This window comes from Bartonella vinsonii subsp. arupensis OK-94-513 (assembly GCF_000278235.1).
GTDB classification, from domain to species: domain Bacteria; phylum Pseudomonadota; class Alphaproteobacteria; order Rhizobiales; family Rhizobiaceae; genus Bartonella; species Bartonella arupensis.
Genome location: NZ_JH725038.1, coordinates 264437 through 290606 on the forward strand (window position 1 = coordinate 264437; position 26170 = coordinate 290606).

Annotated in this window: 19 protein-coding genes; 13 read left to right on the plus strand and 6 right to left on the minus strand. The window is 37.0% G+C overall.

Annotated features, from left to right (window positions below; all coding sequences use genetic code 11):
- Nucleotides 1-166: 166 nt before the first annotated feature.
- The 3 genes from ME1_RS06285 to ME1_RS06295 are packed head-to-tail and all read right to left on the minus strand — an operon-like array spanning nucleotide 167 to nucleotide 3463.
- Nucleotides 167-706 carry a DUF1254 domain-containing protein gene (locus ME1_RS06285; protein ID WP_004864691.1) on the minus strand — a complete coding sequence of 180 codons (540 nt, stop codon included), beginning with the start codon at nucleotides 704-706 and terminating at the stop codon, nucleotides 167-169.
- Nucleotides 699-1295, minus strand: a complete 597-nt coding sequence (locus ME1_RS06290) for a DUF1214 domain-containing protein (protein ID WP_035008880.1) — start codon at nucleotides 1293-1295, stop codon at nucleotides 699-701. The genes ME1_RS06285 and ME1_RS06290 overlap by 8 nt, the downstream gene beginning before the upstream one ends.
- Before the next feature lie 17 nt (nucleotides 1296-1312).
- Nucleotides 1313-3463: a transglycosylase domain-containing protein gene (locus ME1_RS06295; RefSeq protein ID WP_004864696.1), complete on the minus strand. Its 2151-nt coding sequence runs from the start codon at nucleotides 3461-3463 to the stop codon at nucleotides 1313-1315.
- A gap of 348 nt (nucleotides 3464-3811) precedes the next feature.
- Here ME1_RS06295 and ME1_RS06300 point away from each other — a divergent pair, with 348 nt between their 5' ends.
- The 13 genes from ME1_RS06300 (at nucleotide 3812) to ME1_RS06360 (ending at nucleotide 19891) form a co-directional block, all read left to right on the plus strand.
- Nucleotides 3812-4045 carry a hypothetical protein gene (locus ME1_RS06300; RefSeq protein ID WP_004864697.1) on the plus strand — a complete coding sequence of 78 codons (234 nt, stop codon included), beginning with the start codon at nucleotides 3812-3814 and terminating at the stop codon, nucleotides 4043-4045.
- Between the two features lie 18 nt (nucleotides 4046-4063).
- Nucleotides 4064-4732, plus strand: coding sequence for a response regulator transcription factor (locus tag ME1_RS06305; RefSeq protein ID WP_004864699.1), 669 nt, complete (start codon nucleotides 4064-4066; stop codon nucleotides 4730-4732).
- On the plus strand, nucleotides 4729-6162 hold the full coding sequence (locus ME1_RS06310) for an ATP-binding protein (RefSeq protein WP_004864700.1): 1434 nt from the start codon (nucleotides 4729-4731) through the stop codon (nucleotides 6160-6162). Before ME1_RS06305 ends, ME1_RS06310 begins: the two co-directional genes overlap by 4 nt.
- A 495-nt stretch (nucleotides 6163-6657) precedes the next feature.
- Complete coding sequence (locus ME1_RS06315; protein WP_245256276.1) at nucleotides 6658-7158, plus strand: tetratricopeptide repeat protein; 501 nt, start codon at nucleotides 6658-6660, stop codon at nucleotides 7156-7158.
- A gap of 341 nt (nucleotides 7159-7499) precedes the next feature.
- Nucleotides 7500-7979 carry a cytochrome c maturation protein CcmE gene (gene ccmE / locus ME1_RS06320; RefSeq protein WP_004864704.1) on the plus strand — a complete coding sequence of 160 codons (480 nt, stop codon included), beginning with the start codon at nucleotides 7500-7502 and terminating at the stop codon, nucleotides 7977-7979.
- 7 nt (nucleotides 7980-7986) lie between these two features.
- Complete coding sequence (locus ME1_RS06325) at nucleotides 7987-9969, plus strand: heme lyase CcmF/NrfE family subunit (RefSeq protein WP_004864706.1); 1983 nt, start codon at nucleotides 7987-7989, stop codon at nucleotides 9967-9969.
- Nucleotides 9966-10394 carry a cytochrome c-type biogenesis protein gene (locus ME1_RS06330; RefSeq protein ID WP_004864708.1) on the plus strand — a complete coding sequence of 143 codons (429 nt, stop codon included), beginning with the start codon at nucleotides 9966-9968 and terminating at the stop codon, nucleotides 10392-10394. The genes ME1_RS06325 and ME1_RS06330 overlap by 4 nt, the downstream gene beginning before the upstream one ends.
- 219 nt (nucleotides 10395-10613) lie before the next feature.
- Nucleotides 10614-12125, plus strand: a complete 1512-nt coding sequence (locus ME1_RS06335; RefSeq protein WP_004864710.1) for a Do family serine endopeptidase — start codon at nucleotides 10614-10616, stop codon at nucleotides 12123-12125.
- Between the two features lie 80 nt (nucleotides 12126-12205).
- On the plus strand, nucleotides 12206-12892 hold the full coding sequence (locus ME1_RS06340; protein ID WP_004864712.1) for a response regulator transcription factor: 687 nt from the start codon (nucleotides 12206-12208) through the stop codon (nucleotides 12890-12892).
- Complete coding sequence (locus tag ME1_RS06345) at nucleotides 12889-14271, plus strand: sensor histidine kinase (RefSeq protein ID WP_004864714.1); 1383 nt, start codon at nucleotides 12889-12891, stop codon at nucleotides 14269-14271. The genes ME1_RS06340 and ME1_RS06345 overlap by 4 nt, the downstream gene beginning before the upstream one ends.
- Nucleotides 14272-14367: 96 nt before the next feature.
- Nucleotides 14368-17298, plus strand: coding sequence for a bifunctional [glutamine synthetase] adenylyltransferase/[glutamine synthetase]-adenylyl-L-tyrosine phosphorylase (locus ME1_RS06350; RefSeq protein ID WP_004864716.1), 2931 nt, complete (start codon nucleotides 14368-14370; stop codon nucleotides 17296-17298).
- A gap of 773 nt (nucleotides 17299-18071) precedes the next feature.
- The gene (locus ME1_RS06355; protein WP_004864717.1) at nucleotides 18072-18905 is read left to right on the plus strand and encodes an outer membrane protein; all 834 of its coding nucleotides are present in this window, start codon (nucleotides 18072-18074) and stop codon (nucleotides 18903-18905) included.
- Between the two features lie 383 nt (nucleotides 18906-19288).
- Nucleotides 19289-19891, plus strand: a complete 603-nt coding sequence (locus ME1_RS06360; RefSeq protein ID WP_004864719.1) for a methylated-DNA--[protein]-cysteine S-methyltransferase — start codon at nucleotides 19289-19291, stop codon at nucleotides 19889-19891.
- Here the strand turns inward: ME1_RS06360 and ME1_RS06365 are convergent.
- From ME1_RS06365 to ME1_RS06375, 3 genes are all read right to left on the minus strand, one after another.
- The gene (locus ME1_RS06365) at nucleotides 19808-22129 is read right to left on the minus strand and encodes a sensor histidine kinase (protein WP_004864721.1); all 2322 of its coding nucleotides are present in this window, start codon (nucleotides 22127-22129) and stop codon (nucleotides 19808-19810) included. The two genes, ME1_RS06360 and ME1_RS06365, sit on opposite strands and share 84 nt — an antisense overlap.
- A gap of 283 nt (nucleotides 22130-22412) precedes the next feature.
- Nucleotides 22413-25040, minus strand: a complete 2628-nt coding sequence (gene pepN, locus ME1_RS06370; RefSeq protein ID WP_004864723.1) for an aminopeptidase N — start codon at nucleotides 25038-25040, stop codon at nucleotides 22413-22415.
- A gap of 79 nt (nucleotides 25041-25119) precedes the next feature.
- Nucleotides 25120-25947 carry a uracil-DNA glycosylase gene (locus ME1_RS06375; RefSeq protein ID WP_004864725.1) on the minus strand — a complete coding sequence of 276 codons (828 nt, stop codon included), beginning with the start codon at nucleotides 25945-25947 and terminating at the stop codon, nucleotides 25120-25122.
- Nucleotides 25948-26170 lie beyond the last annotated feature (223 nt).

The following is a 26170-nucleotide window of genomic DNA, read 5'->3' on the forward strand; positions in this document are numbered from 1 at the left end:
TATCGGATATAATGATATGCAACAGAAGGTCTCCTTTTATTTCAATCAAAAAGAGATGTTTAGAATTTTCTTTCTCATTCTGATATTCGATTGATTGAGGTTTAAAATAACCATTTTACTCTATTATACAAAGAAAGCATTTCTACGATTAGAGATTACTGTGCTTTTATCCATTAAATATGCGACAGGAGGCAGATGAAAAGAAATCTTCGCTTTTTTTCTTTTCAAGTAAAGAAGGGGCAAAAATGCGTAAGAGTGCAAAACCTTTATTCAAATTTTTAGCAACTAAAACGGAATTGCGATTATTTATAGATTTTGACTGTTTAAGCTCTATGATTTGTATTGGTTTTCCAATGATAAGATCGAGCGTAGCATGAGGGGCTGTTCGGTCATTAAGGCTATAGAAAATACTTCCGTCGTATGTATAGGCAGTGAGTGACCAAAATTGTGTTGTTTTTAAAGCCTTTAAATGAACGGGACCATTTTCAAGATCAAATCTGCAGACTTTAAGAATAAAGAACGGATCAGAAGCTCGTTGAATAGGATTATGAGCACCCAAATCAACAAATTGATAAGGAGGTCCTGATTTTTTAAGCTCTGTCCATATATTATTTTGCGCCCAATAAGGTGTCAAAAAGAGAACGCAAATATGAACGATGATAGCACCAATGCCTGCAAGAAGTGCCGCGTGAATGAATCTAGTCACAGTTTTTTTGTCCTGATGGGATTTGTTCTAAAGTTGGCATTGTGAGTTTTTGCAATGCCGTTGCGGAGATGATGGGGGTATCGTATAAGGTCAGAATAAGTCCGAATTCTTTTTGACTAACCACTGCAAGCCAATTACCGATTTGTGGTATTGGTGAGATATTAATGCGGAATGAACCATCACTTTCATAGATAATATTGTCAGTATAGAGTTCGAAAGGGATTTCTTTTGGGGACGTATACGCTTTGAGTGATCTGTCAGCTGTATAAAGTGTAAAGAGGCGGGCTTCAGGGATGTGTCCTTTGAGTAAGTAATGACAATGGGGGTGTAGCGGATGCCCATGGTTATCTTTCCAAATTTGGAAAATGAGCCCTTCTGTGCGTCCCAGAGAAATATCACTTCGTTTGGCAGTGCGTGCACGAGTATAGGGATCGCTGTTGGCCGTTCCTACCTGAGGATAAGCGCTCCATTTTCCAATTGTGAAGCGTCCAGAATTATGAAAGGAATTGAGTATATAATCGACACTAAGTGTTCCACATAAAATGGAAAAAACTAAGACAAACAAGGGAAGAGCAATATAAACAAACATTATAGAATATTTCGAATTCAATGTGTTAAAGCTCCCATAGTTTTCAGCTTTAAAGAGATTGGAGATGGTTTTTTCAGATCCTTGTTAATCAGACGCACAATATTCAATGTTTCAGGAGAGAGTGTGTAGGGTATTTGAGGTACAAGATCGGAATCCTTTTGGGAGGGAGTTGTTTGTGGTTGATAAGGGAGGAGAGAATCTTTAACACCATAGAGTTGTTTGAGCATGATATTTTGGTGAGCATGGAGCATGATGCTATGCCATATCATAGCAGGGACACCACCACCAAAAGCACGATTCATCGGTGAAAAATTATCATTGCCCATCCATACAGCTCCAGTGTAATTACCAGTAAAGCCAACAAACCACGCATCACGATAGGATTGTGATGTTCCAGTTTTTCCAGCAACAAGAGTCATGGGGAGAGCAGCACGTTTCCCGGATCCGCGTGTGGTGACACCAACCATCATTTGGTTCATATAAGCTGCTGATTGTTCACTGAGAACCCGATATGGTTTATGACCGTTATGTTCGAAGTCCCACACGATCTGTCCATCTGTTGTTCTTATTTGCGTAAAACCGTGGCGATTTCCAGCCATGCCTCCATTAGCAAAGACATTAAAACCAGTTGCTTGATCCATGGGAGTCATATTGGATGTGCCCAGAACCATTGTTTTGTGTGATAAAATATGCGCATGAATACCCATACTTTTGATGAGATTGATAATGGGTTGGGTATCGCGGTTAAGATATTGATAGGTAAGATAGACAGGGACTGTATTGATGGAAAAGGCTAAAGCAGTGGCTAAGTCGATTTTACCAAGATAATGACCAGAATTATTTTTAGGTGTCCAACCTCCCCAATTGATGGGGGCATCTAAGACTATTGTTGAGGGGGACAGTCCATGCTCCATTGCGGCTGCGTAAACATAAGGTTTAAATGAAGAACCAGGTTGCCGGCCGCCTTGTGTTGCTCTGTTAAATTGACTTTTGCTATAATCTAGTCCTCCAACCATTGCACAAACAGCTCCATTATTGTCAAGTATGACAGTGGCGGCTTGTGTTGCACGATATTGTTGACCATATTGATGTAAATGATAGGCGATTGCTTCTTCTGCTGCTTTTTGAATATAAGGATCAAGAGTGGTTTGAATGATCAAATTATGGCTGGGGAGTTGATCATGCATTTTTTTGACTTCATCAAAGACCCAATCAAGAAAATAATCAGGTTGCGTATTTTTTATTTTTGTAACAGGCTTGGCGGGATGACGATGAGCGTTAATAACTTGGCTCTCTGTCATGAACCCGCTGTTAACAAGATTAGAGAGTACTACATTGGCACGTGTTTGGGCGGCAAAAAGATGACTATGAGGAGCGTATTTTGTTGGTGCTTTGAAGAGTCCTGCTAACATAGCAGATTCACTAAGAGAGAGATTGCGTATGTTTTTGCCAAAATAAAATTTTGCAGCAGCTGCCATACCAAAATTGTTTCCACCCATATAGGCTCGGTCAAGATAGAGTTGTAAAATCTGTTTTTTGCTGAAGTTTGCTTCTAACCAAAGGGCAAGATAAGCTTCTTTGATTTTGCGTGTTATTGTTCGTTCATTTGTTAAAAATAAATTTTTAGCCAATTGTTGTGTAAGGGTTGAACCACCTTGAACTACACTTTTAGCTTGCATGTTTTGTGAGATTGCTCGTGTAAGACCCTGTAAATCAATCCCCCAGTGATCAAAAAAACGCCTGTCCTCTGTTGCAAGAACCGCTTTAATAACATAATCGGGCATTTCTTCAACAGGGACAGAAACAGCTGGTAATGTACCACGGTGACCGATGGGATTTCCATATCGATCTAGAAAAAGAATGGAAAATTTTTTGAAAGAATGCCAATCTTTTTTTGTCAATTCGAAAACCGATATTCCAACAATGGTGAAAAACGTAAAACCAATCACTCCTAATGTGAGTGTTTCGTCAAGTATTTCTACTATAAAGCGTTTCCATCCTCGAATATGAAAATATTGTGAGATAATTTTGATTTTACGCCAGAAAAAATTATTAGCAGAGCGGATATGATAAAGTGCCGTGTCGAAAAGTGCATCTATTTCAATAAGGGCAGGACTGTGGAAGGGTTTATTGTGTTGTGCTTTCTTTTTTTTAAAAAAGTTAAACATTGAAAGAGAGCCCGTAACAAAATGATGCAACCAAATAAATCTATAATGATTATATAGAGTAAAAGGACATTTTTGCTATAGTTATAACAGAGAAAGATTTTTATTTAGGCTTACGATAAGTTAGTTTTCAAAATTTTATATTCATCTTCTATGCTTATATATTTTTTTATTTTCTCATAATTGTATTCTTCTTTAAAAAATATTTTTAAAGTTATTAACTTTTAGAAATGTATCTCTTCATTATATTATTACACAGAGAGAAAGTTAGTTTTTATATGTGTGGTTTTGGAATAACTCAAAAAAACATTATTCATTTTATATTCAGATAGAATAGAGTATAAAATATCTATGATGAGAAAATTCTTTTTTGCAATGGTATTGGTTTTTCTAGATGCGGCTTCTGTTCTAGCTTCTGAGTGTATTGAAATTGGGAGGGGGATTGCTGCCCAAAAAAGTGGGGTTTTGGTGCGTTCAACACCTGTTGTTAAGGAGGGAAGAGATATGTGTGTGGTTGTGTTCATAGTGCCTGCTCATGAGGGGGAAAAGTTACGTCGTGTTGAGGTTGCTGTTCCTGCTGATTAGAACTTGGCATATGTTGTGATGCGTATTTTAATTGTTGAAGATGACCGGAATCTCAATCATCAATTAGCAGAAGCTGTAAGAAACGCAGGGTATGTTTCCGATAGTGCTTTTGATGGTGAAGAGGCTTATTTTTTAGGAATTACAGAGTCTTATGATGCTGTGATTCTCGATATCGGTTTGCCACATAGAGATGGAATTCATATTGTTGAAAAATGGCGTCAAGAAGGATACTCGATGCCTGTTTTAATGCTTACAGCGCGAGATCGTTGGTCTGATAAGGTGCATGGTATTGATGCAGGTGCTGATGATTATGTTGTTAAGCCATTTCATTTAGAGGAAGTGATGGCGCGGTTACGTGCATTAATTCGTCGAGCTACGGGGCATGCGACAAGCACATTATGCTGTGGGAGTGTTTTGTTGGATACTAAAACTTCTCGTGTTTTTGTTAATGATCAATTGATTAAATTGACATCCTATGAATTCAGGCTTCTTTCATATCTCATGCATCATTGTGATAGAGTGGTTTCAAGAACAGAGCTTACTGAACATCTTTATGATCAAGATTTTGACAGGGATTCGAATACGGTAGAAGTTTTTGTAGGAAGGTTACGTAAAAAACTTGGAGTAGATTTGATTGAGACTATTCGAGGAATGGGTTATCGCGTGAAAACGCTAGGTGATCAATGAATGTTTTAAAAAATAAAAACTGGTTTAGGAGGCTATTTTTTTTCGTTAGTAGATCTCTCAGCTTACGCGTTATGATCTTATCAACATTATGGGTAGTTATTTCGCTTTCATCGATTTCTGCAGTCAGTATTTTATTTTATCAGCGTTCAAGTGAACAAAACCTAGAGCGTATCCTTTCTACTCAACTTTATAGTCTTATTGCGACAGTAACGGTCTCGCCTGAGGGGAATTTGGAAGGAAATGTTGGGATTGATGATATTCGTTATTCTGATCCAAAAACGGGATGGTATTGGGAAGTTGTTGCTCTATCACATAATCTAAAAGGAAGATTGACATCTCCATCACTGGGAACAGGGAAAATATTTGCACCGAGTGATGTCGATATACCTTTTGATAGTAAATTTTTTCGTTCTTATCGAATAAAGGGCAATAATGGACAGAAGTTACAAGTCATTGAGAGTGACGTTGTTCTGGATAATCAAAATCATATTGCGCGTTTTCGCCTTATTGGGAATATTGATGAAGCACATGCACAAGTACAAGGATTTAAGCGAACTTTACAAATTTTTCTTTGGAGTTTTGGTATAGGGAGTGTTCTTATCAACATTGCTATTGTTTTATTTAGTTTTCAACCGTTGAAGCTTATCCAACGAGCATTGAATGATATTCGCGAAGGCAGAAGTGATTATGTGAATACGGATTTAGTAAGCGAAGTTATGCCACTAGCACAAGAAATGAATGCACTCATCAAGAATAATCAGCGTATTATTGAACGATTTCGTACACAGGTTGGTAATCTTGCTCATTCGTTGAAAACACCTCTCTCAGTGACTATAAATGAGGTTGATAAGATGTGTGGAGAACAGGCTTTTGTGTTGAGAGAGCAAATGCAAATAATGCAAGCTCAAATAAATCATTATCTTCAGCGTGCCCGAATTGCAGCACAGTGTAATAGTATTGTCTATCAGACATCTGTTCGCACAGTGATTGATCGTTTGGTACGAGTTATGAAAAAACTTAATCCCGAAAAGCAGTTTCAATTTGTTATGGATGTTGATGATATTATTTTTTCTGGTGAAAAGGAAGATCTAGAAGAAATTGTAGGGAATTTGATTGAGAATGCTGCTCAGTGGTCGCGCACAAAAGTTCTCATCTCCTGTCATTTAGAAGAAAATGTTAAAGAAACAGAATCTTTTAGTATTCTCGTAGAGGATGATGGCTCTGGTTTAACAGAAGACAAAATTGATGAGGCATTAAAAAGGGGGCGCCGGTTTGATGAAAGTAAGCCAGGGACAGGTTTAGGGTTAGCGATTGTTTCAGATATGGTCAATGAATATGGCGGAAGTCTTTTTTTATCGCGCTCTGACCTAGGAGGATTATATGCAAAAGTTTTATTACCTAAAGCCGAGCATAAAGTATTTTCTCTTTAACTGAAATTATATATTGAAGTTTTTAAATATGCAGCGTGAATATAAGCAGTGTATGTAGGTAATTTTAGAATTTTCAGGAATATCTGTTTATAATTAAAAGATAGAAATAAAGATTTGTTTTTGCGTTTTTGATAAGTAGAAGAATGAACAATAAAGTTTTATGTGCTTTCCACAAGAAAATGGGTTTCTATCGTTTTAAATCAGAATTTTTGTGCATAAGGGGGGATAGATTAGTTATCCTGTTTTTTTCGTATTGGTAGCAAAATGATACGAGCATTTTTGGCAATATTCTTTCACAATTTTCCGGAGAATGTTCTTTTTCTTTTACTAATTTTAATTATGGAGAAAAAAGAGCAAGAAGATTAATCTATTGATAATTATAGCCGTATGTATTCGTTTAATTCTAACGAGGCTTGCATGCATTATAAGAAAAGACATATTTTAAACGCTCTTAGTATTTTATTTGTTCTTTGTATAACATGGAGTGTTTACAGTTTGACAGGTAATCCAGAAGTTAAAAGTTATTTTTTTAGTGAATTAATGGATAAGGATCCAAAGGTACTTAGTAAGCATGAACAACTTGTTCGTTTACAAGTGCTTTTTTTTCGTGCTCCTCATGATGGCAAGCTCGCAGATGCATTAGCAGTAGGATATCTAGAGGAAGGTTATTTTCAGGATGCTGTCAATATTTATTTAGATGCGCTTCGCTTGAATGGAGAATCCGCTCCAAGGCTTGTTGGGTATGGGTTGGCATTGGTTGGTTATGAGGGTGGAATCATGACACAAGAAGCACAAGATGCTTTTCAAAAAGCAGCGGATTTAGCGCCAAAAGATTTTTATCCTCGTTTATTATTAGCTGAAGCGTTTCATCAAGCAGGTAAGTCTGCGCAGGCAGTGCGGTTTTTACAAAATTTTCTTGATACTATGCCTGAAGATTTTTTAGGACGATTGCGTGTTGAAGCCATGATAGCTCAGTTACGTAATTTACAAAATTAAATATTAAAAAAGTAATAGTTATAGAAAGTTTAGACTATTAAATCAGAAGAAATATAAAAATCCAGAAGAGTAAGTAAAGTAGTAGTTAAGGTAGTTTAAGATACGTGACGAAGAATTTAAAAGACTAAAACCAAGGAATGAAGGATGCGAAAAAATGATTAAGGAATGTGCTAAGGTAGAGTTTCTAGCAAAAGCAACTATTTTATAAAGAAATAAAAGGCATTGAGAAGTTCTTCAGGAATGGGAAGATAATGTTGAATTGGACTAAAAAGTTGCACGCATAGATAAGATGTGCGAAGCTCTTATAACGTGTTTATAAACAAAATTCTCGTAGAGTGTCTATGAACAGTCAATTGTTTCATAATTCTCCTTCATTGAGAGCTATTTTAAAGCAACGAAAAAAAAAGCGATTGCTGATGATTTTATTATGTTGTTTTGTGATAGCGATTGCAGCAAGTCTTCTTATCTATGCAATGCGTAATAAGGTAAGTTTTTTTCGAACACCATCTGAAATTACAAGAGAGGATATGCTAACGGGGCGCTCTTTGCGTTTGGGTGGTTTTGTTGAAAAGGGGACTGTTCAATATGTTGGAGAGATGGGCGTTGTTTTTTTCGTAACGGATAACGTAAAACATGAAAAAGTGATTTTTGATGGAATCTTACCGGATCTTTTTCGTGAAGGTCAGGGGGTTGTTGTAGAAGGTTATTTCAATAAGCAGGGTTTTTTTATAGGTACCCGTATTTTAGCAAAACATGATGAGACTTATATGTCTAAAGAAACAGCTCATTACTTGAACAAACGTCACAGTATGGAGAGATAATTCGATTGTGCTTGTTGAACTGGGCCATATTTTTTTATCAGCAGCTTTTGCAGTGAGTTTATTGCAAGCATTTTTACCAGTTTTTGGTATTTTATGGGGGGAGCGTTCATTGATGCAAATGGTTGTTCCACTCACATATATTACTTTTACATTATTGCTTTTATCTTTTTTTATTATTGTTCATGCCTACTTAGTATCTGATTTTTCTGTTTTAAATGTTGTTGAGAATAGTCATTCAGAAAAACCAATATTGTATAAAATTACGGGTGTCTGGGGAAACCATGAAGGGTCGATGTTGTTATGGGTTTTAAGTCTTGCTTTTTTTAGTACATTGATGGCATTGTTTAGCCAACATTTGCCAGAACAGTTTAAGGCACTTATTTTAATTTGCCAAAGTTGGATTACAAGCGCTTTTCTTTTATTTATTCTTTTTTTATCCAATCCATTTTTACGTGTTCATCCACCGGCATTACAGGGGAATGATCTCAATCCTCTTTTACAGGATATAGCCCTAGCAATTCATCCACCGCTTCTTTATTTAGGCTATGTTGGTTTTTCAATTTGTTTTTCTTTTGCAATAGCTGCCTTAATTACAGGACATGTCGATAAAATTTGGGCACATTGGGTTCGCCCTTGGGTTCTCCTTTCTTGGATTTTTTTGACACTTGGTATCATGGTTGGGTCCTATTGGGCTTATTATGAGTTAGGATGGGGTGGTTATTGGTTTTGGGATCCAGTCGAAAATGTTTCATTTATGCCATGGCTTTCAGGAACAGCTCTTTTGCACTCTACCATAGTTCTTGAAAAGCGGGATACATTGAAAAGCTGGACTTTATTTTTAGCTCTTCTGACTTTTTCTCTTTCTCTGATGGGGACTTTTCTTGTGCGTTCCGGCCTTTTAATGTCGGTTCATAGTTTTGCTGTTGATCCAGCACGGGGATGGGCAATCCTTGTACTTTTATCTTTCTTCATGGGAGGGGCTTTTTTTCTGTTTGCTTTGCGCGTACCTGTTTTGCAAACAGGGCGATTATTCCAGCCAATTTCACGTGAAGGCTTTATTATTTTAAATAATTTGTTACTTACAACAATAACAGCAACAGTATTGGTTGGTACACTCTACCCTTATTTTATTGAGGTATTCACTGGACAGAAAATTTCCGTAGGTGCTCCTTTTTTTAATCTTACCTGTGGACCTTTAATGATGTTATTGTTGTTGTTTGTTCCATTTGGATCAATGATGGCGTGGAAACGTGGTGATATTTTTGCAGTTTTTGAAAGGTTGTGGTTTGTTTTTGCGTTAGTTTGTGTAGCCTGTTTTATAACATTTTATGCTGCATCTTTTCGTGATATTTTTTCTGCTTTAGGAATTGGACTTTCAGTTTTTGTTTTTTTAGGCAGTTTAGCAGATCTTTGGGAAAAGAGTGGACACCGCAAGATAGCTTTGTTGATGCGTGTTAAAAGATTTATGGGATTACCATGGTCCGTTTTTGGTGCAGCAATAGCGCATATGGGATTAGGTGTTACATTGTTTGGTATTGTCTGTGTTGCGACTTTTGGGCAAGAGCGTATTCTCACTACGCACATAGGAGATAGGGTCACGATAGCTGGTAAAACCTTGCGTTTGGATGAAGTACGCAATGGCAATGGTCCGAATTATTCTACAATGGATTTTCATTTTACAGTATATGAAAATAAAAGCGCTGTGCGTAGGGTAACAGCATCAAAACGATTTTATTCAAGTCAAAATACGTCAACAACAGAAGTTGGTATTCAAAATTATGGCTTATCCCAATTATATATTGTGCCGGGACGTATAGATGATCAGGGGCTTGTTTTACATATATGGTGGAAGCCTTACGTAATATGTGTTTGGTTAGGGGCATTCATGATGGCTATGGGGGGGTGTCTTTCTCTTTTGGGGTATTGGTACCGTATGAGAGCGCATAACAGGAGAGAATGCTTTAAATTTTCTGGAAAAACATTAAGATGAAAAACCTATTGCTTTGGATTTCATTTTTTTTAATTGTCATTTTTCCTTTGCGGTTGGTGATAGCAGTAGAGCCGGACGAGATTTTAGAGGATACAGTTCTTGAATCGCGTGCGCGAGATATCTCGTCACATTTGCGTTGTCCAGTTTGCCAAAATCAATCCATTGATGATTCAGAAAGTTCTCTGGCACGTGATCTACGATTTTTAATTCGAGAAAGATTGAAAATGGGACATACTAATCAGCAAGTTATTGATTTTCTTGTTGAACGATATGGTGCGTTTATTCTCTTGAAACCACCATTTAATAAAACAACTTGGTTTTTATGGTTGTCGCCTTTGGTCATTTTCATTATTGGTGCAAGCACCATATTTTTTAGGATAAGATACTGCAAAAACACAAAAAATAATGATTTTGAATGGAGATGAAGAAAAACAGTCGAAAATATCGTTGTGTGGAAAGAGGTGTTTTGTAAAGAAAAATTCAAGTTATTTAAATTGATAATTCAGCTTTATGGGTGATGATGTGTTGTTATGACCCTAAACCTTACAAAACTTTAATATTTTAGACAGAAAACGGTAAGGTCTGTTGTTTTATAAGTGATCGCAATCTAGATAAAAATATGATTGAATAGGAGTGTATACCAAATGGTTAAAAAAACTTTCTTTAAAACATTAATCGCAGTAAGTTTTTCTGCTGCGTTGGAAAGTTCACTGTTTTTTAGTGGATGTGGATCAAGCTTGTGGACGACAGCGGCTCATGCCAATTCTGTATTTACTTCATTCATGCAACAGCCGGGATTTGCAGATATTGTCTCTCAAGTAAAACCTGCGGTTGTTTCAGTGCAAGTAAAGAGCAATAAAAAGAAAGACGAGTGGTCCTTTAGCAATTTTTTTAGCGGTCCAGGGTTTGACCAATTACCAGATCAACATCCTTTGAAAAGATTTTTTAAAGAGTTTTATGATTTGGATAAACCTAAAAATAAGTTTCCATCACATTCACACAGACTTCGTCCTATAGCTTTTGGTTCGGGCTTTTTTATTTCGTCTGATGGTTATATTGTAACCAATAAACATGTGATTTCTGACGGCACCAGTTATTCTGTTGTTCTTGATGATGGTACAGAATTGAATGCTAAGCTCATTGGATCAGATCAACGAACGGACCTTGCAGTTTTGAAAGTAAATGACAAAAGAAAATTTTCATATGTTGATTTTGGTGATGATTCAAAGCTTCGCGTTGGTGATTGGGTTGTTGCTATCGGTAATCCGTTTGGCCTTGGTGGCACTGTAACAGCTGGTATTGTTTCGGCGCGTGGACGTGATATTGGTACTGGTGTTTATGATGATTTTATTCAGATTGATGCCGCTGTTAATAGAGGAAACTCTGGTGGACCAACTTTTGATCTGAATGGAAAGGTTGTTGGAGTTAATACAGCAATTTTTTCTCCTTCTGGAGGAAATGTTGGAATTGCTTTTGCTATTCCCGCAGCGACAGTGAAACAGGTTGTGCAGCAACTTATAGAAAAAGGTTCTGTTCAGCGTGGTTGGCTGGGGGTTCAGATTCAGCCTGTAACGAAGGAGATTTCTGATTCGATAGGTTTGAAAGAGGACAAAGGTGCTTTAGTCACTGATCCATTAAAAGGGCCTGCAGAAAAGGCTGGTATAAAAGCAGGGGATGTCATTATTTCAGTGAATGGTGAAAAAATTAATGATGCTCGTGATTTGGCGAAGCGTATAGCAAATATTAGACCAGGTGAAACAGTAACGTTGGGGGTTTGGAGATCTGGTAAGGAGGAAAATATAAAAGTTAAACTTGCTTCAATGCCTGAGGATGAAGGAAAGAAAGAGGGTTCAAAATATTCAAATAAGCGCAATGATGCAGATGAAACATTAGAAGATTATGGTTTGATTGTTGCTCCTTCTGATGATGATGTAGGATTGGTCGTAACGGATGTAGATTCAGATTCAGATGCTGCAGATAAAGGTATACGCCCCGGTGATGTGATTATAACAGTGAATAATAAGTCTGTTAAAAAGGTTTCTGATATTACCGATACAATCAAGAATGCTCAAAAGCTAGGACGAAAAGCTATACTCTTACAAGTGAGAACAAATGGTCAAAATCGTTTTGTTGCTCTTCCAATTTTCAAGAAATAACATTTCGTTTGTGGTAGGGCAGAGGTTTTGTAGATCTCTGTCCTACAACACGATTTGATAAAATAACGGAGATACGTTTTATGAAAATACTCGTTATTGAAGATGATCGTGAGACGGGTCGTTATCTCGAGAAAGCTTTTTCGGAGGCAGGGCATTCAGTGGATGTTGCGTATGATGGAGATACTGGATATGCCTTAGCTGATACGGAAAGTTACGACGTTATGGTTGTTGATCGGATGCTTTTGCATCGTGATGGCCTTTCTATTATTTCTGAATTACGTGCTAAAGGCAATAAAACACCAGTTCTCATTCTTTCAGCTTTAGGGCAAGTGAATGATCGTGTGATGGGTTTGCGTGCAGGAGGCGATGACTATCTGACAAAACCTTATGCTTTTTCTGAGCTTCTTGCGCGCGTTGAAGTATTGCAGCGGCGGAAAAATCCTAAAGAGGCAGAAACTGTTTATTGCGTAGGCAATCTTGAACTTGATCGGTTAGCACATACAGTGAAACGGGGTGATAGAAATATTATATTGCAACCCAGAGAATTTCGTTTACTTGAATATTTGATGCGATATGCTGGTCAGGTTGTTACACGCACTATGCTTTTGGAAAATGTTTGGGATTACCATTTTGATCCGCAAACAAATGTCATTGATGTCCATATATCCCGTTTAAGAGCAAAAATTGAAAAAGATTTTGATCTCCCACTTCTCCATACCGTACGTGGAGCTGGATATATGTTGAAAGCACCAGATAACAAAAGATGAATCGTCTCATCAATATAATGCGTACAACGGCGTTAAGGCTCTCAGCACTTTATATTTTGTTGTTTGGGTTAGTTGCAACGGGGCTTTCTATTTACATGACGGCGTTTTCTGCTTCGTTGTTAACTGAGCAAACGGAGCAAGCTCTCCATGAAGAATTAAGGTATATCGAAGATGCTTATAATTATGGTGGGCTTCCTTTATTAATACGCACTATTGATTATCGTTCACGACAACCAGGGGCTTTTCTTTATCTTGTTGCTGATCCTATGGGGAGGATTTTAGCAGGTAATGTTGCGCATATTGAATTAGGGCTTTTGAATCATAATGGTTTTATTGCAAATTCTTTTTTGTATTCACGTTTTGGAGAACATGGCAAAACCAGTGAACATCGTGCTTTGGCAATAGTTTTTGATTTGCCCAATGCTATGAAGGTTCTTATAGGGCGAGATTTGGATGAACCAGAACGTTTCGCGGTGGTTATTCGTAAGGCGGTCATGATTGCTCTTGCAGCAATGCTTGGAGGGGCTTTACTCATATGGTTTTTTGTTGGTAGACGGGCTTTGCAAAGGATTGATCATGTTACAGCTGCATCTCAACGCTTGATGGAAGGTGATTTCAGTGAGCGTTTGCCTGTTTCTGGGGTAGGGGATGAGTTTGATCGATTGTCCGCTAATCTTAATGTTATGTTAGATCGCATTGAAGAATTAAATATTGGTTTGCGTCAAGTATCTGACAATATTGCACATGATCTGAAAACACCGCTGACACGCCTTAGAAATCGTGCTGAAGAAGCGCTTTCGGGGCAAAAGACAAAGCTTGAATATCGTCAAGTGCTTGATGGAGTCATTACTGAATCTGATCAACTTATTCGTACTTTTAATGCTATTTTAATGATTTCACGCATTGAAGCGAGCAGTACAATTGAGCATCTTGAGGTTATGAATATGAAGCTGATCCTTGAAGATGCCGTTGAACTTTATGAGCCTTTTGCTGAAGAATCAGGTGTTTTTCTTTGGTTGGGGGATACATTTGATAAAGAACTTAAGTTGAATCGTGAGCTTGTTGCGCAATCAATTTTTAACCTTATAGATAATGCAATTAAATATGCCTCTAAAGATGGAAGAGAGGCGAAGGTTTGCTTATCGATGGAATATCGTGATGAACATTTATTGGTTGTTGTGAGCGATGATGGTCCAGGAATTGCAGCGGATAAGCGTGAAAAAGTAACAGAACGCTTTGTTCGCCTTGAAGAAAGTCGTACACAGCCCGGTTTTGGTATTGGTTTAAGTATAGCAAAAGCTGTTATGAAACTTCATGGTGGTGAGCTTTTACTTGAAAATGCGAATCCAGGTCTTAGGGCTATTTTATTATTTCCTTAAAAGTATTTCTGTTTCATTATTTTAATATCTATAACTGTTTTTTCTTGCAGTATAATGCAAGAGAAAAAAGGTAAAATACCTTTCAAGGAAATATAGATGAAAGATGCTTTTTTAAAAACACGATTTCTCCCTTTATGCCCTCTTGATGAGAGTGGTTCTCAAAGGCTGAAAGACCTTGAAGAACAAGCAAGGAAAGAAAAGTTAGAATCTCTGGTTTCCTTTATTTCAAAGAGGGAAAAGCAAATTGAGTTTATAAGTGCGGTTATGACCTTATCTCCTTTTTTGCGTGAGGCTTTAATCGCTAATCCATCGTATCTCAGCTCTTTATTGAATGTTGATATAGAAACAAGACTGAGCGAAATTATAGATGATATTGCAGCTCTTGATAAGAATGAAGCTATACAGGAAGCTTCGTTGATGGCTGCTTTAAGGCGAAAAAAACAAGAAGCACATGTTCTCATTGCTTTAGCTGATTTGAGTGGTGTTTTTACTTATGAAATTTCATGCGCTTGGTTAACACGTTTGGGAGAAGCCGCATTAGGTGTAGCTCTCCGTTTTCTTTTAAGAGAGGCTCATGATCATGGTAAGATAAGTTTGTCAAGTCGTGATGATCCTGAAAAAGACTGTGGTTTAATCATTTTAGGAATGGGAAAATTGGGGGCAGGAGAACTTAATTATTCTTCTGATATTGATCTTATTGTTTTCATTGATGAAACGTCACCTCATATTGGTAATCTTTCTGAAAGTGTCGATGTATTCTCTAAGATGGTACGCCGCTTGATCCGTATCATTCAAGAACGTACAGCGGAGGGATATGTTTTTCGTCTTGATTTTCGGCTTCGACCGGATCCCAGTTCAACGCCTTTGGCTCTACCAGTAAGGACTGCATTGCGTTATTATGAGGGGCGTGGTCAAAATTGGGAGCGAGCAGCTATGATTAAAGCACGCCCCGTTGCTGGCGATAAGAAAGCGGGCTTTAATTTTCTCAAAGAGCTTTTTCCTTATGTGTGGAGGAAATATTTAGATTATGCTGCTATTGCTGATATCCATTCCATCAAACGTCAAATTCATGCGTATAAAAATTATGGTCAAATTGCTGCTTATGGACATAATGTGAAATTAGGCCGAGGTGGAATTCGCGAGATTGAGTTTTTTGTCCAGACACAACAGCTCATTGCTGGTGGGCGCTTTCCTCAATTACGTGGACGTCAAACAGTTGCAATGTTAGCAGAACTTCACACGCTTGGTTGGATCAGTGAGAAAACGAAAGATAGTCTTGTAAAAAGTTATGCTTTTTTACGAAATGTAGAACATCGTATTCAGATGCTTGCAGATGAACAAACGCATCTTCTCCCCGATGATATTTCTCAGTTTACCAGTGTTGCTTATTTGATGGGTTATCAAGAAACGAGCGACTTTATTCGTGATTTATTAAAAACGCTTCAGATTGTTGAAAAACATTATGCTGCGCTGTTTGAGAATGAGCAAGAACTTGGTTTAGAAATTGGCAATTTAGTTTTTACAGGTGAACAAGATGATCCAGAGACATTAATAACATTAAGTCATTTAGGTTTTGAAAGAGCAAGTGATATTTGTCGTATTATGCGTACACTCCATTGTGGGCGTTATAAGGCAACGCAATCTGCAGAGGCACGTGAGAGATTAACAGAATTGACACCAGCACTTTTGAAGGCTTTTGGCGCGACAAAACGGGCTGATGAAGCGATGTTGTGTTTTGATAGTTTTTTACAGGGGTTACCTTCAGGAATTCAGCTTTTTAGTTTATTGCAATCTAATCCCTCTCTTTTGGATATGTTGGTGCTTATCATGGGAGCGGCTCCACGACTTGCGGAAATTATTACACGTAAACCACATGTTTTTGATGGAATGTTAGATCCAAGCATTTTTTCAGAATTGCCAACGAAAACTTACCTAGAAAAACGGCTTGAATGTTTTCTTGAAGGTGTAACTTCTTACGAAGAAATTCTTGACAATTTAAGGATTTTTGCTGATGAACAACGCTTTTTGATTGGTATTCGAATTTTAAATGGTGCAATTACAGGAGAAAGAGCAGGCTTTGCATTTACTGCACTTGCTGATCTTATGATTGCAAAAACTTTTTCTGCGGTTCAAAAGGAATTTTGTCGTCTTCATGGCAATATTAAAGGAGGACGTGTTGGCATACTAGGTATGGGAAAGCTTGGAAGTCGTGAGTTAACTGCTGGTTCGGATGTTGATCTTATTTTGCTTTATGAACATGATGAGGATGCGGAAATATCTGATGGAGAAAAGCCTCTCTATATCTCTCAATATTATACGCGTTTGACGCAGCGTTTGGTTGCTGCTTTATCTACTCTTACAAGCCAAGGAGTTCTTTATGCCGTTGATTTAAGATTGCGGCCATTAGGCAATAAGGGACCTGTTGCGGTTTCGTTTCAATTTTTTAAGAAATATTATCGCCAAGAAGCATGGATATGGGAACATCTCGCTTTAACACGGGCACGGGGTATTGCAGGGGATTCTGATTTTTTACAAAAGTTAGAAAATGAAGTTCATGCAATTATTTCTTTTCCTCGTAATAAGAAGGATGTAGCAAAAGCAATATGTGAAATGCGCACTTTGATTGAAAAAGAAAAACCGCCAAAGAATCGTTGGGATTTAAAAACGATGCCTGGTGGTATTATGGATTTGGAGTTTATAGCTCAATTTGCTCTTATTACGCATATGATTGTATTTCAAATTGGAGCAACGACAGCGGATATTTTAGTACAGTTACCGAACAGTTTTCTTAACCAGGCATTTGTTTCTGATTTGCATCATGCATATAGCCTCTATACAAATTTAAGCCAAATTATACGGCTCTGTTTAAATACTTCTCTCGATTCTCATGAGATGCCACCTGGATTAAGCGATCTTTTGTTAAAAAGTGTTGGGGAGCCCGATTTACTTCGTGTTGAAAAATTAATTGAGGAAACTGGGCAATCGGTGTGTTCAATTTTTAAACATATAATGAAGTATTCAATGTAATTTTTGTAATTTTACATTATATATGATTATAATAAAAATAAAAAATAATTTAATATGCAGTTATTAAATAATAAATTTTATTTGTAAAACGCATTATTATTACTATTTTATATACTTATTTTTTATTTAAATATGAGTTTTGTTGGATAGATGGACAAAGCTATTTATGTTTTTTTCTCATGCTGGTTGGTATGGATTTTTGTGCTAAAACTGTTCATTCTATTTGTTTATTAGTCATACAGAAAATTCGAATAAGCTTTTTGTACCTTTTAGTGGATGATACTTTTTGTAATTTTTTTCTTAGTTAGTGTATAACAGTGATATTGCCTCTTTAAGAGAGATGCATATCAAAAGGCATCTTCATAAATTCAAAGGTTTTACAGAAGAAATGGCCTTATCTTTAAATTTAGGAAAAATCTCATAGAGGCTGTAGGTTATTTTTTAACAAAAACGTAAAAGAAATACAGTGAATAAAGTGGGATAAGACGTTTTCTTCACTAGATTAGTGAGCTTTATTTACTCTTTAGAAGTTTATATTACGCCTGTGTCTGTATTTTTGAAGTGATAAAAAATATATAGCAAATAAAAGATTACAACAAGATAATGTAGGCAAAATACTTTCAAAAAGTATAACATAGTTCTTTAATTTTGTTTGAGTTTTTATAATATATATTTAATTTTTTTATAACTGTATCATTTTTGCTACAGATTTTTTGAAAAAAATATGAATAATTTAGTCATTATTGTGTCACATTAGCTTTTAGGGGAGCATTATGACTATAAAATACTTAATCACAACTTCTATTTTTTCTTTAACTTTAGTTTCTGCAGTACAAGCAGCGGATATTATCGTCCCTGAACAGTCAACACCTGTTATTGCAGTTCCAGCATTTTCATGGACAGGGTTTTACATTGGAGGTCAACTTGGCAATTTTTCCAGTAAGACTACTTTGAGTTATGTAGGAGATGACGATACAGGAAAATTGATTCCAGTGAGAAAGGATCTTTTGCCTAAACTTTCTGGCTTTGTAGGGGGTATCTATGCGGGTTCCAATGTTGATATCGACAATGGCTTTATCATAGGTATTGATACAGATGTGATTTGGTCTGATAAAAAGAATACGAAAAGTATCAGTTCAACAGATGTTGAGCCACCGCAAGAAAGTCACAGTGAAAAAGTAGTAGCAGCGACAAGTCGGTCTGCAGAGCAAAGAGGTGATGTTGTCACGGCACCTCCTGTAACGGTGCAATATACTTTAAAACAAAAATGGGCTGGTGCTACAAGGGCACGAGTGGGTTTTGTTATTGATCGTATGATGCCTTATGTTGCGGGAGGAGTTGTTTATACGCAGCTTCGAAATATTTTTGCAATGCCAGCCGATACAACAGAGAGGGCAGTAAATCTTTCTGCTTTGGTGCATGATGAAAAAAAGACAATGATTGGTTATACCCTTGGAGGTGGTGTTGATTTTGCAATGACCGATAATGTTATTGTGCGTGCAGAATATCGTTATTCAGATTATGGTAAGAAAAAATTCGCACAAGACAAAATTGAAATGAGCTACAAAACGAATGATTTTCGTGTTGGTGTCGCATATAAATTTTAATTTATTGCAACATTGAATTTTAAAAGAGTCCCATTTTTAAATGGGGCTCTTGTTTTTTCAGAGTTATAGAACATCCTCTTTTAAGAGAGCGGTTATTTTATTTAGAGTATCTTTAGGAGAAAATGAGTTTGCTCTAATCTAATAAAATTGTGCATCTTAGAATGCATCATTGTTTGTCTTTGTTAAAGTTATTAGGATTTAAGTATAAAAGATAATTTAGATTCTTATCATTCTCTTCATGGTTTTATAAAATGATTTAAGTGTAATTTTTAATAATAGCTAAGAAAGAGAGATTTAAGATTTTTCCTTATTTTATGAGAGTGTAATTAAAAAAATTCTTTCTTGATAGTGTTCAAAATTTTTAAAATATAAAGAGAGTAAAAATGCTGAAGATTTCCTCCCCAAAAATATTTTGCCTAAAAAATGTTTCAATAGGAGGGCTTTTGGTAGCAAAGTCTCAAAAAGGTATTTGTAATATAGCGTTGGGAAATACTACAGAACAATTATTACAGGAATTTACAGATCGTTTTGGTAATGTAAAACACGTGGATGATGACAATAAGTTTAAGAGAGAAGTTGCACATATTGTAACTATGATAGAAACACCTAAGTTGGCAAGGAAATATGATTTTTCCTTAGATATAAATGGCACTGTTTTTCAACAAAAAGTATGGACGGTATTATGTGAAGTGCCATGTGGTGAAACGATTTCATATGAAGTATTAGCGCAACGTATTGGTATGCCCAATGCTTTTCGTGCAGTCGCGAATGCATGTGCACGGAATGAATTGGCATTAATTATTCCTTGCCATCGTGTTGTGCGCAAGGATGGTTTTATCTCTGGATATCGTTGGGGTGTTTGGCGAAAACAGATTTTGCTACAACGGGAAAAAAAGAAAAATTTAACTTTGTTTGATTGGCATTGTAATGGTTACAGTTGTACCTTTCATTTCTTTAGAAATAATTTCAAGTTTTCCTTTGTGTAATTCTAGCAATGAGCGCGAAATGGCTAACCCAAGACCTGAACCCGTATGGGTCTTGGTGAGTTGATTTTCAACTTGTTCAAAAGGTTGTCCGAGTTTTTTGATTGCTGATTGGGGAATGCCAACACCTGTATCTTTAATTCTACAAATAAGGTTATTTTTTTTCTTAAAAGCGCATATATCAATACTCCCACCAGCAGGTGTGAACTTAACAGCATTAGAGATGAGGTTAAGAAAGATTTGTTTCATGGCACGAACATCAACTTCTGCATGCAATTCTGGGGCAATATTTGTTGTAACAGAAATATTTTTTTCTTGAGCCTGTGGTGTAAGTGTTCGAGCCGCCTCACTGATGATAGGCTCAAGATCGATATTTTTACAATCAAGAGTAAATCTTCCAGCTTCAATTTTTGACATATCAAGGATATCGTTAATAAGGGTTAGGAGATGGGTTCCTGAATTGTAAATATCACGCATATATTCTTTATAGCGTTGCGAGCCAAGAGGTCCAAAGGTGGATTGCAACATAATATCTGAAAAGCCGAGAATGGCATTAAGAGGAGTGCGCAATTCATGAGACATATTGGCTAAAAATTCTGATTTAGCTTTGTTAGCACTCTCAGCGCGCTCTTTTTCAGCTTTCAGACTTCTATTAAGTTTTTCAACTTCTGTTGCACGTTGTTGCGCATTTCCTCGCGCACGTTTGAGTTCTTGAATGAAAGAAAAAAGGCGCCTTTCACTATCTTCAAACTTTTCTTGTTGTTGTTTAAGTTCAGAAATATCTGTACCAATGCAAACAAGTCCTCCGTCTTGAGTGCGTCGTTCATTAATTTTAAGCCAATAACCGTCTGCAGTTTGGCGAATACTCGTTAAGTTACCACTACCATCATCTTTGAGAGGGTATTCACTGAGTGCAGGGCGAGCCATGGCTTCGACAGTTGCACGTTGGATTCCTGATTGTAAAACCTGTTTAGGAATAGCTGCATATTCGCAAAACTTGCTGTTGGACATGACTAAACGTCCTTCAGAATCCCATAATACAAAAGATTCCGAAATATTTTCAATTGCATCGCGGATACGAAGGTCGGCTTGTGCTGTTTCTTCTGCGAGTTGGCGCTGTTCACTAATATCAAAGGCAATGCCAACCAAATGGGGTTCTTCTTCATCAGTAATTTCAGCACGAATACGCATCCATATATAATGACCATCGGCATGACGCATGGGGACATTAATATCGATATGTTTTTTCTTACCACTCATTAATTCTTGAGCAAGATCAAAAAAATTAGCATCATTTGGATTGATAATGGCGGTAATTTGGGAAATTGACAGCAGTGCATCTTGGGGCACATAACCGAGCATTTCATAAATTGCCCGTGACCAGTAAACTCTCCCGCTTGCCATATTCCAATCCCATAGACCACAGCGCCCACGCATCATTGCCATATCAATGCGGTTTTGAGTTTTTTCTGAAATTAAATCTGTATTGCGTGCTCTTATAATTTGATTGTAATAAGCGTAGAGGAGAGCTAAAATAATGCCGCTTGTTCCTATGAACAGGGTCATATTTAACGAGAAAATCTTGCGCCATTCTGTGTAGATATGTTGCGTTTTTTCGCTGATGAAGACACCATAATGTCCATTTTCTGTTTGTTGAAAAGAAGCGAGTGCGGGAATATCGTTACCTATTGTGATTTTCATAATTCCAGCGTGTTTCCCTAGAGATTGTAAAGCAATGCTTTCAGAAGTAAAATCCTGTAAAGGTTTTCCTAAAATAATCTCGGAGCTTGATGAAGCTAGGACAATGCCTTGTTGATCAACTATGGCAATGATAGTGCTGGAATTAATAAGGTCTTGATTGCGAAAATTGGTAAGAATATTTTGCAAATGATTATGAGAAAGAGTAACCACTTTGCCTTTTTGCGTAGCAGCAAGTAAATCACGATCAATTGTATTTGTAATATGAGAAGCTAAAAGAGTGAGGGTAGAATGTGTGTTTTTATCAATCGTATGGCGCCAATCATAGATTGATATGAAACGAATTGCTGACAGTACAACAAGAAATACAAGAATTACAAATGGCAGTGAACGTCGCAGCCAAGGTTCAATAAAAAGGAGTTTTTGATAGACTGAATTAGAAAAAGAATTGAGACGCTCTTTTTGCGCTTTATGATTTTGTGCGCTCGATTTTGAATCAGCATATGTCTCCGTTGGCGCGTTATATGCGTCCAATTTAGCCATTTCTAGTTCCTTTAATGATGGAATAATACATTTTAAAAACTGCTTCGATATTTAAGTAACTCCATAAAGTGCAGTGAATCAAAACAGGAGTCTTCTGTCCAGTCTTTTTTTTAGAAAAGAGACTTTTACTTTGATAAGTGTGAAGTATGGAAATGAAAAGGAATCTTAATAGGACCTATAAACAGGTTAAAACTGCCTGCTTATAGGTTTCTTATTATCTCGTAGAGCATTGAATTTATTTGATAAAAATATCATAAACTAGTGGTTATAAATGTTTTTCATTTTAAGCGAGAAGACGATTGATAATCTCAGCCACATCGCTTGACAATTGCGGAGCTTCTGCAATTGTTTTTAATGCAGTTTCAAATTTTTGTTGCCGAATGGGTTCTAATTGTCGCCAAGAGCGCATCATTGTTAATAACCGTGAAGCAAGCTGCGGATTTTTTTTGTCAATGTCCAAAATAATTTGGCAGAGAAAATGATAGGATGCGCCATCAATTCTATGAAAACCTGTTGGGTTGTGAGAGGCAAAGACACCAATCAAGGCTCGTACACGATTGGGATTATCTTTTGAAAAAAGCGGATGTTGCATGAGTTTTTGAACATGATCCAGTGTTGATGCTCCAGCCACTATTGCTTGAATAGAAAACCATTTATCCATGACTAAAGGATCATGTCGATAACGGCTTTCAAAATCATTTAAGGCATTTTGCGCTTGCTCACTTTCGGTGAAGCGTCGCACTAAAATGGTTATACTAGCCATGCGATCCGTCATATTATCCGCTATTGCATATTGTGTGGCAGCACGGTTTGGTTTGGCTTCGGCGATGGAGAGATAGTCTAGCATGATATTGCGTAATGCTCGTTTTCCAGCTTGTGCAGTATTTGGTGAATAGGGTTCATTGATTTGCATTTGCGTATAAACTTTTGTGAAAAGCTCTTGATGTGTATGTGCGAGTGAAGCTAAAAACTGATTGCGCACATGGTGTATACGTTCTGGATCAACATTTTTACCGATTATATGGGCAAGTTCAATTTCACTGGGGAAAGTTAAACAAAATGCGCGAAATTCTGGTTCGAGGCTTTCATCGTTCAGAATATTTTCAATCACTTTGAGCAAAGTAGAGGGCATCTCCCCTTTTTCTTGTCTTTTATCTTGAATGGCTTCAATCAGAGATTGTGTTATTAAATGGTTAAATGACTGCCAACGATTAATTTGATTGCTATCATTTTGTGCAAGAAAAATGAGTTCGTTTTCATTGAAGGGAGTTTGTAGAATAATAGGTGCAGAGAAGTCTCTAAGCAGTGATAAAATAGGTTGTTCGCTTAGTCCCTTTAATATGAAGGTTTGGTTTTCCTCAGACAAAAGCATAACATCTGACTGAATATCCGCATCAGTTTCATAAGTAAGAGATTCCCCATTACGCCCTAGGAGTCCAAAAACGATAGGGATAAGCATAGGCTTTTTTGTAGTTTGTTGCGGTGTTTCAGGAATATGTTGCTTTGCATGAATTGTTAGAACACCATCGCTATAGTGGTGGCTGATTTCTACATTGGGTGTGCCTGCTTGTTCATACCACAGCATGAACTGGGAGAAGTCTCGACCGGAGACTTCAGCAAAACAGGTGATAAAATCTTCAATTGTACAAGCTTGTCCATCATGGCGTTGAAAATAAAGATCCATCCCTTTACGAAAGAGAGTGGGACCTAAAACAGTACGCACCATGCGAACGACCTCTGCACCTTTTTCATAAACGGTTGCGGTATAAAAGTTATTGATTTGGCTATATTGACGAGGACGTACAGGATGAGCAAGCGGACCAGAATCCTCAGTAAATTGCGCAGCTTTCAATGTTTTTATATTTTCAATTCGCTGTAAGCTACGTACATTTTGATCTGAGGAAAATTCTTGATCACGGTAAACAGTTAAGCCTTCTTTTAAACAGAGTTGAAACCAATCACGGCAAGTAATACGATTACCGGTCCAATTGTGAAAATATTCATGAGCAATTATACGTTCGATATTTCTATAATCCTGATCGGTAGCTGTTTCAGGATCTGCAAGAACATATTTGTCATTAAAGATGTTAAGTCCTTTGTTTTCCATTGCCCCTATATTAAAGTCAGAAACAGCAACAATATTGAAAACATCAAGGTCATATTCACGACCGAAACATTGTTCGTCCCAACGCATAGAACGTTTAAGGGCATCCATTGCATAGGTTGCACGTTTGGTTTTTCCTTTTTCCACATAGATGCCAAGTTTGACCTGTCGACCAGATACAGTGGTAAAATGATCTTCTAGCTTATCAAGATTACCACCAACTAAAGCGAAGAGATAGGATGGTTTTGGATAAGGATCTTCCCAAGTAGCAAAATGGCGATTATTTTCAAGCGCTCCTGACTCGATGAGATTACCATTGGAAAGTAAGATAGGAATTGTTTGAGAATCCGCTTCAACTTTTACCGTATAGGTAGAAAGAATATCTGGGCGATCGTAAAAATAAGTAATACGACGAAAACCCTCTGCTTCGCATTGTGTACAATAAACACCATTTGAAAGATAAAGCCCCATGAGTTGACTGTTGCTTTCAGGATTCAGTTCCGTGACCAATTGTAATGTAAAAGGATCCGTTGGTGGAGCTATAATTTCTAAATGTGAAGGAGTAACTTTATAAGCATTTTCAGATAATTTTTGACCATTGAGAGCAATAGAGACTAATGTAAGATCATCACCAGCAAGCACAAGAGGTGTTGTTTCTTTTGTATTGTGACGAGGTTCAATAGACAATATTGCTGAAACAGAGGTTTTTGTTGGTGCTAAACGAAAGTGAAGGTACGTTTTTGGTATAGTATAAGGCGTTTCTTGATAGTCTTCTAAACGATAAATGGGGACAGCTGATTGTTGCATCATTTTTTCCTATTAATATTTTTAAAGAATTACGGATTGTAAGAGTCTTTATCTTTTGTGATAAGGTGGGATGAAGGCATTACAAAAGACTGTCTAAGCGGTTTTTGACTTCTAAAAAATCTATCCATGTAAGCTTCTTTTGACTCGGTGTTCGGAGAAGGTAAGCGGGATGAAAGGTTGGCATAACAGGTATTTTTATATTGTTTTCGCTTTCATAGGTAAACCATTTGCCTCGTGTCCGTATAATTCCATTTTGAGCCCCCGTAAGAAACTGCATAGCAACTCCTCCCAGCGCTATAAGAACACGTGGACGAGCTAAATAAATTTGTCGTTCAATAAAGGGGCGGCATAAGGCAACTTCTCTTGGTGTTGGTGTACGATTTCCTGGAGGGCGCCAAGGAATAGTGTTGGCGATGTAAACACTTTTTCTTGTTAAGCCAATGGATTCGAGGATCTTATTAAGTAACATTCCCGCTTTTCCCACAAAAGGAATGCCCTGTATATCCTCTTCTCGTCCTGGAGCTTCTCCTATGAGCATGAGTGGACTTCCAGCTGTTCCATCTGAAAAACAGGTATTTTTCGCTGTTAATTTTAATGAACAGCCATTAAACGCGAGAAGAGCAGCTTTTAATTCATCAAGTGTTTTCGCACTTTTGGCACTCTCTATAGCTGAAGATTCACTTTGTATTGTCGCAAGGTTAGACAGTGAATGCTTGGGTACTTTGGTGGTTGGTGCTGTTTGTTGATTATGAGAAATATTTACTGCTTGTGTTGATTTTTTCTCTAAGGAAACAGTTTGATTGAAGCGGTTAATAGGTGAATCTGTGAGGACAGCATCTGCACCACTTTCTTTATAAAAGTTTAAGAGTTCTTCATATGATATTGAGAGCGGTGTTTGATTTAACATTTTATTTTCTCTAATAATCTGTCTCTACAATAGATCAGGTAACATTATCCTTCAAGTTTTATGATGTGTTTGTGAGGAATTTATGTATCCAATAGTGATAGCTTCGTTGCTTGAAAAAAGTGAAAAACTGTACAATTGTACTGTTCGCCATTGTATATATTTTTAAAGTATTACCTTATATATTAAAATAGACCGAATGACTATATAATAAAAAATAAAAGTA